General features: G+C 68.8%; 11 protein-coding genes and 1 tRNA gene. 7 read left to right on the plus strand and 5 right to left on the minus strand.

Translation table 11 applies throughout. The features are described from left to right. Positions 1-8: 8 nt before the first annotated feature. From LY12_RS12610 to LY12_RS12630, 5 genes are all read right to left on the minus strand, one after another. Positions 9-974 carry a nucleoside triphosphate pyrophosphohydrolase gene (locus tag LY12_RS12610; RefSeq protein WP_253856220.1) on the minus strand — a complete coding sequence of 322 codons (966 nt, stop codon included), beginning with the start codon at positions 972-974 and terminating at the stop codon, positions 9-11. Beyond that, positions 971-1,912 (minus strand): hypothetical protein, encoded by a 942-nt coding sequence (locus LY12_RS12615; RefSeq protein WP_253856222.1) that lies wholly within the window; start codon positions 1,910-1,912, stop codon positions 971-973. The genes LY12_RS12610 and LY12_RS12615 overlap by 4 nt, the downstream gene beginning before the upstream one ends. 564 nt (positions 1,913-2,476) lie before the next feature. Continuing rightward, positions 2,477-6,043 carry a transcription-repair coupling factor gene (gene mfd / locus LY12_RS12620; protein ID WP_253856224.1) on the minus strand — a complete coding sequence of 1,189 codons (3,567 nt, stop codon included), beginning with the start codon at positions 6,041-6,043 and terminating at the stop codon, positions 2,477-2,479. A gap of 161 nt (positions 6,044-6,204) precedes the next feature. Beyond that, positions 6,205-6,801, minus strand: coding sequence for a TetR/AcrR family transcriptional regulator (locus LY12_RS12625; RefSeq protein ID WP_253857339.1), 597 nt, complete (start codon positions 6,799-6,801; stop codon positions 6,205-6,207). 111 nt (positions 6,802-6,912) lie between these two features. Continuing rightward, a complete protein-coding gene (locus LY12_RS12630) occupies positions 6,913-7,857 on the minus strand; it encodes an acyl-CoA desaturase (RefSeq protein WP_253856226.1) in 945 nt (314 codons plus the stop codon). Between the two features lie 196 nt (positions 7,858-8,053). Between LY12_RS12630 and LY12_RS12635 the strand changes: the two genes are divergently transcribed. The 7 genes from LY12_RS12635 (at position 8,054) to LY12_RS12665 (ending at position 14,922) form a co-directional block, all read left to right on the plus strand. After that, positions 8,054-8,125 (plus strand) — tRNA-Gln (locus LY12_RS12635). A gap of 209 nt (positions 8,126-8,334) precedes the next feature. Continuing rightward, a complete protein-coding gene (locus LY12_RS12640; protein WP_253856228.1) occupies positions 8,335-10,071 on the plus strand; it encodes a GGDEF domain-containing protein in 1,737 nt (578 codons plus the stop codon). A 63-nt stretch (positions 10,072-10,134) separates the two neighbouring features. Further along, positions 10,135-11,607: a bifunctional UDP-N-acetylglucosamine diphosphorylase/glucosamine-1-phosphate N-acetyltransferase GlmU gene (gene glmU, locus LY12_RS12645; protein WP_253856230.1), complete on the plus strand. Its 1,473-nt coding sequence runs from the start codon at positions 10,135-10,137 to the stop codon at positions 11,605-11,607. After that, entirely contained in the window at positions 11,604-12,584 is a 981-nt protein-coding gene (locus LY12_RS12650; protein ID WP_253856238.1) for a ribose-phosphate diphosphokinase, read from the plus strand. The genes glmU and LY12_RS12650 overlap by 4 nt, the downstream gene beginning before the upstream one ends. 486 nt (positions 12,585-13,070) lie before the next feature. Continuing rightward, positions 13,071-13,718: a 50S ribosomal protein L25/general stress protein Ctc gene (locus LY12_RS12655; RefSeq protein WP_253856239.1), complete on the plus strand. Its 648-nt coding sequence runs from the start codon at positions 13,071-13,073 to the stop codon at positions 13,716-13,718. Between the two features lie 20 nt (positions 13,719-13,738). After that, positions 13,739-14,332, plus strand: coding sequence for an aminoacyl-tRNA hydrolase (gene pth, locus LY12_RS12660; RefSeq protein WP_253856241.1), 594 nt, complete (start codon positions 13,739-13,741; stop codon positions 14,330-14,332). A gap of 197 nt (positions 14,333-14,529) precedes the next feature. Continuing rightward, a complete protein-coding gene (locus LY12_RS12665) occupies positions 14,530-14,922 on the plus strand; it encodes a DivIVA domain-containing protein (protein WP_253856243.1) in 393 nt (130 codons plus the stop codon). Positions 14,923-14,930 lie beyond the last annotated feature (8 nt).

The raw sequence follows: 14,930 nt of genomic DNA on the forward strand, positions 1-14,930 counted from the left end.
CGGCCAGGCTACGCGGATGACACCGGCCAGAACTCCCGCCATCCGTCGGCATCGAGCTCGGCCGGTTCGCGGCCCGCGGCCCGCGCGGCACGTTCGGCATCCCTGACGCGTGCGGCGAACTCCTTGGCGACTCCGCGCAGCGAGCCTTCGGCGTCGGTGCCGGTACGTGCGGCCGCCGCCGCGATCCGGAACAACCGCGACCCGTCGTCCGCGCCCGGCGGCATCAGATCGAACGGTACCCCCGCCCGGCCGGTCCGCTGGCCGAGCTTGCCCGCGAGCGCGGCTGCCGGTTGTCCCAGCGCCACTCCGTCCACGAGCGACTCGCGCTGTTTCTCCTGCTGTTTCAGCTCTTCCCAGGCGATCTGCTGCTGCTCGGCCGAATCCACCCGGCCCGCGGCGGTGAACAGATACGGGTGCCTTCCGACCAACTTCGCCACCAGCTGGGTCGCGACCTCGTCGATGTCGAACGCATCGGATTCGTGTTCGACCGCGACGCGGGCGTGAAACAGCACCTGCAACAGCACGTCGCCGAGTTCCTCACGCAGCGCGGTCCGGTCGCCGTCCTCGATCGCCTCGAGCAACTCGTAGGTCTCCTCGACGAGATACCGGCGCAGCGACTCATGCGTCTGGCTCCCGTCCCACGGACAACCACCGGGAGATCGGAGCCGGTCCATGACTTCGACGGCCCGTTCCAGCGGGGGCGCAGGAGACTCGATCACGGTGGCACCCTCGGCGATGAGTTCCGCCGCACCGGGGTCACCGGCGTCGGAGGCCACGAGCACGACACCGCTCTGCCGCGTCAGCTCCTCGGGATGCGGAGCCGGTTTCGCATCCAGCGCCGCGCGCAGCGTGTCCGGCAGCCCCACGGCCGCGTAGACGTGTTCCGCCCCGCGGACCACACTCAGCGCGGCAGCGGGCACATGATCCGGCAGCGCCGGACTGCACAGCACCACCGTCGGCGATCGCCAGGTCATGAGTTCACGGTACGTGACCGCAACAGCCTTCCGGTCAACTCGTCCTCGTTCGGGGCCGGCGCCAACGCCGCTTCGTCCCACACGCCGTAGCGCGGGTTGATCCGCACGCCGACCTCCTCCGCGATCGGCTGCAGCATGCGCAGGCCCGCGAAGTAGAGATACTCCGGGTTCACCTGTGGCTCGGCCGCCTCCGCGTCCGCCTGCTCGGCGGTCCGGCGTTCGGTCACGAGTCCGACCAACCAGCCCGCCCGCTGCCGGCTTGGCTGGACGACCACCACGGTGCCCTGCTGGGAACCGAACACCGCGGTCGTCGCCAGTTCCGGGTCGTTCTGGAGCGTTTCCGCGAAGTCGAGCTCCTCGTCGACCAACTGATGGCCCGTTTGCCGGACCGTTGCCCGTGCCCGGTCCGGATCGTCCGCGATCCGCCTGCCGAGCGCGGTCGCCTTCTCCTTGGCGCTGTTGCCGGGTTCGTCTCCGGTGACGACCGTGCCGAGCAGGTCCACCGACAGGCTGCCGAGGTACTTACGCGCAAGCTCCTGCAGCACGACCTGATCCGAGGCGAGATCACGCACCCGGTCGGGTTCGACGCCGGCCGAACGCGACACCTGGTCCGCACCACCACTGCCCCGGATCAGTTCGTCGATCTCGGCCGGATCGGCCCGGACACCTTCGCGTTCGGCCGCGATCTGCGCCAGTTCGTGGACAACGCGACCGCGGACGACCTCGCGCGCGTACATGTCGACCTTGCCCTGTCGCTGTGCCTGTTGCGCCTGCGGCACGTTGTCCAGCAGCCAGTCGATCTCCTGCTGCACGTCGTCGAGCGGCACCGACCGGTCGCCGACGATGGCCGCCGAGTGGACCTGACTCGGCCCCGCGCCGCAGCCGGCCAGCACAAGACCTGCGAGCAGGGCGGTGAACAACGCGATGGGGCGACGCATGATCCGGATCACAGGCGGCAGCTTCGCACACACCCCACCGTTCCACGCAACCACGTGCACGGCACACACCTACTTCCGTCCGGCCGGGCCGATCCCACGGTGGCGACACCGGGGCGACCGCGCCGTGAACGCCAGGTCGAGCGGTACCGGCTCCACCGTTGGATGCCCGCCTGCGCGCCCGCCGTCGCTGCGACGGCCGCTTGAAGCACCCGACCGGCTCCCGTCGGCGGTCCGGCCGGACCGCCGACGGGAGGTACGAACCGACGCGATTTGACAACCGGACTCGGCCCTGAACCCCCTGGCACGGAACGGATTGCACTACCCGGCGCCCCATCGGGAGCGGTTCGACCCGTGTCGCGAGTGTCGAATTCCCTGCGGAAACAATCGTCGTTTCCGGGAATTTCCCCGGGTCGAATCCCGGATTACCGTTGAGGCATGCCCCGAGCGGAAATCCAAGAAAGACCCGAGCGCACATTCCACGACCGCACGTTCGAAATTCCGGTCACATCAAAGGTGGCCCGCCATGACCGGCCGCGAAGGCGCCGCGGCCGGCATCGCGTGCGCTCACACCGCCGCGGGCTGCTGCGTCATCGATTTCAGCAAGTTGCCGCACCAATCGAGCAGCGCCTCGTCACGCAACGGTGGCGCTCCGATCCGGCCACCCGCCGGCCCTTCCGTCGGTTTCGGCACCGACACCGTGTGCGTCACCGCCTTGTACGCAGCCTTGGGGTACAGCCGCTTCAACCGCACCATTTGCGAATCGCCCAGTGGCAGCGGCGTGAAGCGGATCGTGTTGCCCTGCACGGTCACCTCGGTCACACCTGCCTTGCGGCACGCTTGCCGGAAGGCCGCCACCGCAAGCAACCTGCGCACCGGTTCCGGCGGCTGACCGTAGCGGTCCACGAGTTCGTCCAGCACGCTGTCCAATTCGGACTGGTCCGTCGCCGCCGCGATCTTGCGGTAGGCCTCGAGCCGCAATCGCTCACCGGGCACGTAGTCGTGCGGCAGATGGGCGTCGATCGGCAGGTCGACCCGCACCTCGGCGGGAGCCTCGTCCTCGGCCGGCTCGGCTCCGGCGCTTCGCCGGAAGGCGTCGACCGCCTCGCCCACCAGCCGGACGTACAGATCGAAACCAACACCGGCGATGTGGCCGGACTGCTCGGCACCGAGAATATTGCCCGCGCCCCGGATCTCGAGGTCCTTCATCGCCACCGCCATACCGGCACCGAGCTCGGTGTTCTGCGCGATCGTGGCGAGACGGTCGTGGGCCGTCTCGGTGAGCGGCTTCTCGGGTGGATACAGGAAGTAGGCGTAGCCCCGCTCCCTGCCGCGGCCGACCCGGCCTCGGAGCTGGTGCAGCTGCGCGAGGCCCAGCATGTCGCCACGCTCGACGATCAACGTGTTGGCGTTCGAGATGTCCAGTCCGGTCTCGACGATGGTGGTGCAGACCAGCACGTCGAAGTCCCGCTGCCAGAAGCCCTGGATGATCTGTTCCAGTTTGTGTTCGGGCATCTGACCGTGCGCGGTCACAATCCGCGCCTCCGGCACGAGCTCACGCAACCGCGTCGCGGCCTTCTCGATCGACGAGACCCGGTTGTGCACGAAGAACACCTGGCCGTCGCGCAACAGTTCACGGCGGATGGCCGCCCCGACCTGCTTGTCGTCGTAGGCACCGACGTAGGTCAGGATCGGGTGCCGGTCCTCCGGCGGCGTGAGGATCGTCGACATCTCCCTGATGCCCGCCATGCTCATTTCGAGCGTGCGGGGGATCGGAGTCGCCGACATGGTCAGCACGTCGACGTGCGTTCGCAGCGCCTTGATGTGTTCCTTGTGCTCGACGCCGAACCGCTGCTCCTCGTCGACGATCACCAGGCCGAGGTCCTTGTACCGCACACCGCTCTGCAGAAGCCGGTGCGTACCGATGACGATGTCGATCTCACCGGCTGCGAGCCCCTCGAGCGTCTTGTCCGCCTCCGCCGGTTCGGTGAACCGCGACATGCCGCGGATGGTCACCGGGAAGGAGCCCATTCGCTCGGTGAAGGTGTTCAGGTGCTGTTGTGCCAGCAACGTGGTCGGCACGAGCACGACGACCTGCTTGCCGTCCTGTACCGCCTTGAACGCCGCACGCACCGCGATCTCGGTCTTTCCGTACCCGACGTCGCCGCAGATCACCCTGTCCATGGGGACGCTGCGTTCCATGTCGCTCTTGACCTCGTCGATGGCCGCGAGCTGGTCGTTCGTCTCGACGAACGGGAACGCGTCCTCCAGTTCGCCCTGCCACGGGGAATCCTGACCGAACATGTGGCCGGGCGCGGCCTGTCGCGCGGCGTAGAGCTGAACCAGTTCGGCGGCGATCTCCTTGACGGCCTTGCGGGCCTTCGCCTTCGTGTTCTTCCAGTCGGAACCGCCGAGCTTGTTCAGCGTGGGCAGCTCCCCGCCCACATAGCGGGAAACCTCGTCCAGCTGATCGCTGGGCACGAACAACCGATCCCCGGGATGTCCCCGCTTGGACGCGGCGTACTCGAGTACGAGGTACTCGCGCGTCGCCCCACCGATGCTGCGCTGGACCATCTCGACGAACTTGCCGATGCCGTGCTGGTCGTGCACGACGTAGTCCCCCGCCTTGAGAGCGAGCGGATCCACCGCGTTACGGCGCCGCGAAGGCATCTTGGTGTTCAGATCACGCCCCGACCGCCCGGCGCTGGCGCCGCGCCCCGTGATGTCCGATTCGCTCAGCACGACGAGGGCGCTGTCCGGAGCCACGAACCCGTCGCTGATCGCACCGCAGGTGACCGTGACAATGCCGGGTTTCGGGTGTTCGGCGAGAGATTCGGCGTAGGTGGCGGGCACCTCGCCCGCCGACAACTGCTCGACGGCACGCTGCGCCGTACCCGATCCCGCGACGACGACCACGGCCGCGCCGCCCGCCGCCGTGTGTGCCCGCAGATCCGTGACGACCTTCTCGAGCTCGCCGTGATAGGCCGGAGCCTGATCGACACCAATGTGAACGGCGTCGTCCTCGCTGGTCAGCTGCGACAACGTCCACCAGGCACGGTTCGACTCCGTCGCGTGCGTACGCACCTCACCGAGCCCTCGGTACGCCGAGGCGCCGAGATCGATCGGGGCGCGCCCGCCGTCCGCGGCAGACGTCCACGACGCCTCCAGGAACTCCTGTCCGGTGCGGACGAGATCGGCGGCACGCGCACGAATCTTCTCCGGATCGCAGAGGACGACGTGGGTGCCCTCCGGCATCGCATCGGTGAGCAGTTCGAGCTCGCCCTCGCACAGAACCGGGATCAGCGACTCCATGCCCTCCGACGGGATGCCGTCCGCGAGCTTGGTGAGGATCTCGGCGAGCTGTGCATCGGTGGCGTGTTCTTCCGCCAGTTCCGCCGCACGGGTCTTGACGTCGCCCGTCAGCAACAGTTCCCGGCACGGCGACGCGGTCACCTCGGAGATCTCGCCCGGCAGGGAACGCTGGTCGGCGACCGAGAACGCGCGAATCTCACTGACCTCGTCGCCCCAGAACTCGACGCGGTGCGGATGCTCGTCGGTCGGTGCGAAGACGTCGAGGATGCCGCCCCGAACGGCGAACTCGCCGCGCTTCTCCACCATGTCGACGCGTGTGTAGGCCAGCTCGACGAGTCGTTCGAGCACGCCTTCGAAGTCGAGCTCCTCATCGACCCGGAGATCGACCGGAGCCAGGGAGCCGAGCCCGGGCGCCATCGGCTGGATGAGGCTCCGCACCGTCGCCACGACGACACGCAGGCCGCCGTGGCCCGGCTGGGCGAGCCGGTGCAGCACGGCCAACCGTTTGCCGACAGTGTCCGCCCGTGGCGACAGCCGCTCGTGGGGCAACGTCTCCCACGACGGGAAGTCGGTGACAGCGTCCTCGCCCAGCAGGCTCTCGAGCGCCGCGGTGAGTTCTTCGGCTTCCCGGCCGGTCGCGGTGACGGCGAGGACCGGCTTGGCCGCACCGGAGTCGGACGCGAGCGCCGACAGCACGAGCTGCCGCGTCGCGGGTGCACCGTCCAGGTCGAGCAGCGGTGCGCCCGCACGCTCGAGAACCGTGCGCAGGGCGGAATCGGGGAGGGTGGCCGACAACAGGCCGGCCAACGGCGGCTGGGACACGGAGCGTCTCCCTCGGGTGCGAACACGCGGACACACCTGTGCCCGGCGAAAACCGGGCACAGGTACTCGAATCGTCGAACTATGGGGTTCTGGTTCCCAGCCTACGTCCTCGCCGCCGGTCGACGGAGCCCGTGCCGACGGGGTCGCCGGCGCGGGCAGGCTCACTCGGTCACGCGCAGTTTCGGCTTGTGCTCGAGGTTGGACAGGCCGTTCCACGCGAGGTTCACCAGATGCGCGACCACCTCGTCCCGCTTCGGTTTGTGCGCATCGAGCCACCACTGCCCGGTCAGGGCGACCATACCGACGAGAGCCTGCGCGTACAGCGGTGCGAGTTTGCCATCGTAGCCGCGCGCCGAGAACTCTTCGCCGAAGATGTCCTCGACCTGACTGGCGATGTCGTTGAGCAGCGTGGAAAAAGTTCCCGTCGAGCTCGCCACCGGCGAGTCCCGCACCAGGATCCGGAATCCCTCGTGGGATTCGTCGACGTAGCCGAGCAAGGCACTCGCGGCCTGCTCGAGCATCGCCCGCGGATGATCGGCGTGCAGACTCGACACCATGCGGTCGAGGATCGCCTGCGCCTCCCGGTCCACCACGACCGCGTAGACGCCTTCTTTACCCCCGAAGTGCTCGTACACCACTGGCTTGGAGACGTTCGCGCGCCGCGCGATCTCTTCGACGGACGTGCCGTCGTAGCCCTTCTCCGCGAACAGTGTCCGGGCGACGTTCAGCAGCTGTTGCCTGCGTTCCGTGCCCGTCATGCGCACGCGGGCCACCGCGGGAGCGTCGGACTGAGCCCCCGCGGCGGCCGCGTCCCGCTTAGCGCGCCGTCGACCTGCCATTTGCCGAACCGTACAGGCAGCCGGTCTTGCTCACGCAGTCGAGAGCTTCTCCAGGCGCTTGGCCGTGGGCCAGCGCACTTTGTGCGCCCAGCCGAGCTTCTCGAATGCCCAGATCACGCGGGCGGAGATGTCGATCTGCCCACGCTGCACACCGTGACGAGCCGACGTCGGGTCGGCGTGGTGGAGGTTGTGCCACGACTCGCCGAACGAGGCGATGGCCAACGGCCAGAAGTTGGCCGAACGGTCACGGGCACTGAACGGCCGCTCCCCGAGCATGTGGCAGATCGAGTTCACCGACCAGGTCACGTGGTGCAGCACGCAGACCCGCACCAGACCGGCCCAGAAGAAGGCCGTTACGAAGCCCCACAACGACCAGGTGACGAGCCCGCCGATGATGCCAGGCAGAACGAAGCTGAGCAGGGTCCACAGTCCGAACAGCCGGTCTATCCGGCTGATGGTCTCGTCCTTGAGCAGGTCGGGTGCGAACCGTCCGTGGTTGCTCTGATCCCGCTCGAACAGCCAGCCCATGTGGGCGTGCCAGAAGCCCTTCGCGACGGCTACCGGCGTCGTGCCGAACAGCCACGGCGAGTGCGGATCGCCCTCGCGGTCGGAGAACGCGTGATGCCTGCGGTGATCCGCGACCCACGTGATCACCGGCCCCTGCACCGCGCTGCTGCCCGCGATGGCCAGCAGCGCCCTGAGCCACGGCTTGGCCTTGAACGAGCCGTGCGTGAAGTAGCGATGGAACCCGACGGTGATACCGAGTCCGGAGAAGGCATAGAACACGACGAAGAGGCCGACGTCGACCCACGAAAGACCCCAGCCCCACGCAAAGGGGACCGCGGCGATGAGCGCTGCCAGCGGAGCCAGCACACCGAGATAGACCGCGAACTGAACGCCGGGCGTGCGCTGGCCGTCCAGGATCGGCTTACGACCGGCCTTCGGTGTTTCGTCCGCGTCCAGAGTTGCCGTCATGCACGTCACTTCTTTCCACGAGGACCGCCGTCACCGTCGCCGTCGGCGGACCAACGGCGACGGTGGAAGGGTCACCTAACCTACGATTGCGTAAGTTACGGTACAGGAGGTTTCCCGCCTGAGGGAGAGGCGAAAACCGACGGCCGGGACCTGCGCGCAGCGTGCAACCTGCAGTGGATATCCTGACCAGGCGCGATCCGCCGTAGTGTAATTGGCAGCACTTCAGATTTTGGTTCTGACAGTCCAGGTTCGAGCCCTGGCGGCGGAGCAGAGCGGAATCCCGGCAGCCCAGGGGGTGTGTGTCCGCTGGACGGCGAAGAGTCCAAGGTCGCGGCCGAGCCCGGCGCCGCCCCCGGCGGCGCGGCCGCAACACGCGGCACGGGTCCATCCGCCGCGGCCGCAACCACCGGAGTCACGGCCGACTCCGGTGCGCACCCCGCCGGAACTGCGCATTCCGCCGGGACTGCACGCGGCGCCGTGGGTGCGCAGTCCGCGGGGACGGCACCGCAGGATCCGGTGGATCCGGCGCTCGGCGACAAGTCCGACGCCTGGCTGCTCGGACGTGCCCGGGAACTGATCGCCCTCGTCCAGCGCAGCGAGAAGCACGAGCAGCCGGACATCATTACGACACTGGACGAACTGCTCCACGAGACCCAGCGGCGCGGCGAACCACTGCTCGTCGCCCAGATGCTGCGGGCTGCGGCCTTGTCGCGACTCATCAGCGCGAGCGCGGCCGACCAGGCGGGCAGGCAGCTCGACGAGATGCTCGCGCACACCCGTAGACACGGCGCCACGCTGCTACGTGCGGATGCGCACGCACTGCGTGGCCGTCGCCTCGTACTCGCGGGGCACGACGACGCCGCGTTGACGGAGATCGCCAGGGCGTTGGCACTGCTCGACGATCCGCCGTCGCAGGAACTGGGGTTGGGCAGGCGCGCCTGGGACCGGCTGCTGTCGACCGCACTCAACGACTGCTGGATCGTGCTGAACCAGCTCGGCGTCTACGAGGTCGCCGAAGAGGTGATCACTCGGGCCCACCAGGCCGTCCGCGACAGCGCGGGGCCGCACGAGATCACGATGCTGCTGATGAACCGCGTGAAGATGCTGCTCGGCTGGGGGCTGCGCCTCGAACGTGTCGGCCGCAGCGACGAGGCCGGTGAGCGGTTCCGCACGGCCGCTTCGATGGCGATCGCCGTGGAAGCGCCGTTCGCCGAGTCACTGTTCCCCCGCAAGGCCGGCGTGGCCGCGGTCGACCAGGTCGCGTCGCTGGCATCCGCGCTGGCGCTCGCCGCGCCGAGCGATGCGCACATCGACCGCCTCCGCAGCCTGCGCGCCACGCCGCTGTACCCGTACGACAATCCGCTGCTGGCGATCGCGCTCGCCCGCTGCCTGGAGTCGGTCGGTGAACACGAGGAGGCGTTCCGGCTGCTCATGGAGGATCGCCACCACATTCCCGAGGAGTATCCACAGCCGTCGATGCGCATCGGCCTCATCCACGAGCTCGCCCGGTTCGCCGACCGGTACGACATCGGCGACCCCAGAGCGCAGCTGGCCGACTACGCGGGTGCGCTGGAAGCCGAACTGTGGTCCATGCGCGAGTCCCAGAGCGCAGCCCTCGACACCCGCCGCGAACACGAACGGCTGTCGGCCGCACACGGTGCCGTCACGCAGCAGGCACTGCAGGATCCGCTGACCGGCCTGCCCAACCGTCGCGCGCTCGACGAACGGCTCCGCAGGTTCGCGACCTCGACTTCCAGCGACCCGCTCGCGGTGGCCCTGATCGACCTCGACGGCTTCAAGGGAGTCAACGACCACCGCTCCCACGCCGACGGTGACGACGTGCTCCGCGTGGTGGCCAGCACCCTCCGGGATTCGTTGCGCGGGGACGACATCGTCGCGCGCTACGGCGGGGACGAGTTCATCGCGCTGCTGCCGGGAGCGACGTTGTCGGCGGCACACCAGGCGATGAACCGCGCGGTAACGGCCGTCGACGAGCTGCCACGGCACTTGTCGCACGGTGTGACCCTGTCGGTCGGGCTGGTCGCCCTGCGGGCAGGCGAACGCGGCGAGGAGGTGCTCTCCCGCGCCGACGCCGCCATGTACCAGGCGAAACGCTGCGGTGGGAACCGGATCGCGTCGTGCGCAGAGGCCGACGACGAGACGGAGACCGCATCAGAGGACGGCCCCACGTCCGGCGCCGGCCAACGGACGTAGGATCGTTAACCGGCCGAGATTAATCCCCGGTGAATCCCATCCCCGGTGAATCCAAGGAGTGCCGTGACCGGGCCGCTGAGCACAGTCATCCTCGCCGCAGGCGAGGGCACCCGCATGCGTTCGGAACTCCCGAAGGTGCTGCACCCGATCGCGGGGCGCCCGCTCGTCGAACACGCCGTCCGGGCCGTTGCCGGCCTGGGGCCTGACGAGCTCGTGGTCGTCGTCGGGCACGGCCGCGAACAGGTGGGCGCCCACCTCGACGTGGTCTCCGACACGATCGGCACCGCGGTGAAGACGGCCGTGCAGGAGCAGCAGCGCGGCACCGGCCATGCGGTGCGCTGCGCCCTCGAAGCGCTCCCCGCGGGCGATTCCGGCACGGTGCTGGTCACCTACGGCGACGTGCCGCTGCTCGACACCCCGACGCTGACCGACTTCCTCGCCGCCCACGAGCGCGACGGCAACGCGGTCACCGTGCTCACCTCGGTGGTCGACGACCCGTCGGGCTACGGCCGCATCGTGCGCGACACCGCCGGGGACGTCACCGGGATCGTCGAGCACAAGGACGCCGACGAGGCTCAGCGTGCCATCACGGAGATCAACTCCGGGGTGTACGCCTTCGACGCCGCCGTCCTCTCCGACGGGCTTTCGCGGCTGTCGACCGACAATTCGCAGGGCGAGCTCTACCTGACCGACATCCTCGGCATCGCACGCGGCGACGGGCGCCGGGTCGGTGCGTTGCCGGTGGCCGATCCGTGGCTGACGGAGGGCGTCAACGACCGCGTCCAGCTCTCCGCGCTCGGCTCCGAACTCAACCGCCGCATCGTCACCCGCTGGCAACGCGAGGGCGTCACGGTCGTCGACCCCGCAGCCACCCGCATCGACCTCGATGTCACGCTCTCCCGTGATGTCGTCATCGAGCCCGGCGTGCAGCTGCGCGGCGCCACGGCCGTCGGCGCGGGCGCGACCGTGGGACCGGATTCGACGTTGACGGACGTGCGAGTGGGAGAACGCGCGAACGTGGTGCGCACCCACGGCAGCGAGTCCGTGATCGGCGACGACGCCTCGGTCGGACCGTTCGCCTATCTGCGCCCCGGTACGAAACTGGGCGAGGCGGGCAAGATCGGCACGTTCGTCGAGACGAAGAAGGCCGACATCGGCTGCGGGACGAAGGTGCCGCACCTGACCTACGTCGGTGACGCCACGATCGGCGAGCACAGCAACATCGGCGCCTCGAGCGTGTTCGTCAACTACGACGGCATCTCCAAGCACCACACCACGATCGGTTCGCACGTCCGAACGGGCTCGGACACCATGTTCGTCGCCCCGGTCACCGTGGGGGACGGCGCCTACAGCGGCGCCGGCACGGTGATCCGGGACGACGTCCCGCCCGGCGCGCTCGCGGTATCAGGGGCACCGCAGCGCAACATCGAAGGCTGGGTGCCGCGGCGTAGGCCGGGTACCCCAGCGGCGGAGGCCGCCGAGCAGGCCGCCGCCGACCAGCAGGAAACCGACACCGACGGGGAGTCGCCAGCATGAGTCCGAAGTCCGGAACACCCAAGAAGAATCTGATGCTCTTCTCGGGGCGTTCACACGTCGAGCTCGCCGAAGAGGTCGCGAAGAACCTCAACGTGACGGTCACCCCGCAGACGGTGCACACGTTTGCGAACGGCGAGATCTACGTGCGGTATCAGGAGTCCGTGCGTGGCACCGACGCCTTCGTCATCCAGAGCTTCTCCCCGCCGATCAACGAGTGGCTGATGGAACAGCTGATCATGATCGACGCGCTGAAGCGGGGTAGCGCCAAGCGCATCACGGCGATCGTGCCGTTCTACCCGTATTCGCGGCAGGACAAGAAGCACAAGGGCCGTGAGCCGATCTCGGCGCGGCTGGTGGCGGACCTGCTCAAGACGGCCGGCGCCGACCGCATCCTGACGGTCGACCTGCACACGGCGCAGATCCAGGGCTTCTTCGACGGCCCTGTCGACCACCTGCACGGGCAGAACGTGCTCGCCGACTACATCAACGAGCACTACAGCGACCACGAGATCACGGTCGTCTCCCCCGACTCCGGCCGCGTACGGCTCGCCGAGAAGTGGGCCCAGCAGCTGGGCGACCGGCCGATCGCGTTCATCCACAAGACGCGTGACCCCGACAAGCCGAACCAGGCGGTCGCGAACCGTGTCGTGGGCGACGTCAACGGCCGGCTCTGCGTGCTGATCGACGACATGATCGACACCGGCGGCACGATCAGTAAGGCAGTGGAAGCGCTGCTCGATCAGGGCGCCTCCGACGTCGTGATCGCCACGACGCACGGCATCCTCTCCGATCCGGCGACCGAGCGGCTGGCGAACTCGAAGGCACGCGAGGTGATCGTCACCAACACGCTGCCGATCCCGGAGGAGAAGCGCTTCCCGACGATGACCGTGCTGTCGATCGCACCGCTGTTGGCGCGCGCGATCCAGGAGGTCTTCGAGGACGGCTCGGTGACGAGCCTGTTCGACGGCAGCGCGTGACAGCCGGCGCCGGATGCGCGGCGCCCGCGGACTGATGCGCGGCGCCGGTACACACCGGCGGTGACGCCCGCTTCGACGCGACCCCATGGCGGCCGGACGGCACGCCGTGGGGTCGCGTCATGTCGGTACCGACGCCACTCTCCTGCCCGGCGGCTGCTGCCGCTTCCCGGCATTTCACCCGGTCCCGTCGGCGTGGCCGTTTGCACAGACCGGGGCGGGGGTCAAGCACCGCTTCCGGCTGGATTACACTGGGCGAGTTGTCTCGGCGAGGCGGGGCCGGATGCGAGTCCGGCGCCCGACGTGATCGACGCGGCGGCTTGAGAGGCCACCCGTGCGCGCACGTCGTGGTACTCGCCGCCGGAGGAGCCACAGGCGACAACCGCTGGCACCCACCAGCAGCCGACAACGTAGACCCAACGACGCCCCAGTAAGACCAAGCAAGCTACAGCCCATCCACCTGGGCCCCACCGCGAGGAGTGCATCACCGTGTCCGAGGTACGCCTGACCGTCGAACCCCGCAACGAGTTCGGCAAGGGAGCGGCTCGCCGCACCCGCCGTGCCGGCAAGATCCCGGCGGTGCTGTACGGCCATGGCGAGGACCCGCGGCACCTCGCGCTGCCGGCGGTCGACTTCGCCCGCGTCGTGCGCGAGAACGGCCAGAACGCCGTGCTGACGCTCGACGTCGACGGCTCGAACAACAAGAAGACCGAGCTGGCGCTGACCAAGACCATCACGGTCCACCCGCTCAAGAACTACATCGAGCACGTCGACCTCCTCGTCGTGCGCCGCGGCGAGAAGGTCACGGTCGACGTGCCGATCGTCCTGAACGGCACCGCGGCCCCGGGCACGCTGGTCAACCAGGACGTCGACACCGTGCAGATCGAGGTCGAGGCGCTGCACATCCCGGAGCAGTTCGAGGTCGACATCGACGGCGCCGAGGCGGGCCACACCGTGCACGCGTCCGACGTCACGCTGCCGCGCGGCGCCGAGCTGGTCACCGACCCGGAGGTGCTGGTCGTCGCGGTGAACGAGGCGCCGACCGAGGAGGCCATGGAGGCCGACGTCGACGCCGAGGGTGCAGGCGTGACCGAGGAGCCCTCCGACGCCGAGGGCGGCGACAGCTCGGAGAGCTGACGCTCACTTCTCCGTCGAACATGACGAACGATCTTCCCGGGGCCGGCGAGCAGGTACTGCTCGCCGGCCTCGGCAATCCCGGGCCCCGCTATGCCGGCAACCGGCACAACGTGGGCTTCATGGTTCTCGACGAGCTCGCGTCCCGACTCGGCGGGAAGTTCAAGGCGCACAAGAGCGGCGCCGAGATAATCGAAGGGCGCCTCGGCGACCGCAAGGTGGTGCTGGCGAAGCCGCGTTCGTACATGAACCTCTCGGGCGGCCCGATCGTGGGCGCCGCCCGCTTCTACAAGGTCGACGCGAGTGGTCTGGTCGTGATCCACGACGAGCTGGACGTCGACTACGGTTCGCTGCGGCTCAAGCTCGGCGGCGGCGACAACGGACACAATGGACTGCGCTCCATCACGAAGTCCTTCGGCACCAAGGAGTACTTCCGGGTGCGCTTCGGCGTCGGCAGGCCGCCGGGCCGGATGGACGCCGCGGATTTCGTACTGAAGGACTTCTCGACGACCGAGCGGCGCGAGTTGCCACTCAACGTCGACCGCTGCGCCGACGCCGTCGAGGAACTGGTGTCCCGGGGGCTGACGGCTGCGCAGAACGCCTACCACGGTTCCTGATCAGGCCCGATGACCGGCGTGCGCCGCCGACCCCACCGGCCGCGCAGGCACGGAGCGTCACATCGGACACGCAAACTAACCCGACAGGGTCGTCCCGTACCCCTGAACGAGTCGCATCATAGCTGCGCCCTTCCCGGCGTCTCACCACCACGGCTATCACAGAAGGCCGCGAGTGACCCGACGTGGAGGTGCAGGTCATGGCGATCACAGCAGACGAGGTACGCACCATCGCCTTCCCCGATTCCGGTTTCGGCAGGCGCGGTTACGCCAAACACGAGGTCGACACGCTGATCGACCGGATCGTGGCAACCCTGTCCGACCAGGACGACCTGACAGCGGCCGAGGTGCACCACAGCCAGTTCGCGCGCCCGCCGATCGGCAAGCGCGGGTACGACGAGAAAAGCGTCGACGAGTTCCTCGACCGCGTCGAGGACACGCTGCTGGCACGCACCGGCGTCACCGGCGATGCGCACCACGTGCCCGCTGCACGCACCGAATCGCCCGCGGTCACCGACGTCCCCACCGCCGACATCCCGGTCGTGAACCTTCCCGCAGCCGACTCGGCGCCGGGGCGCTCCCGAGACGGCTGACCCCACCG

Origin of the sequence: Prauserella alba (genome assembly GCF_024171735.1) — a bacterium.
Taxonomy (GTDB): domain Bacteria; phylum Actinomycetota; class Actinomycetes; order Mycobacteriales; family Pseudonocardiaceae; genus Prauserella; species Prauserella alba.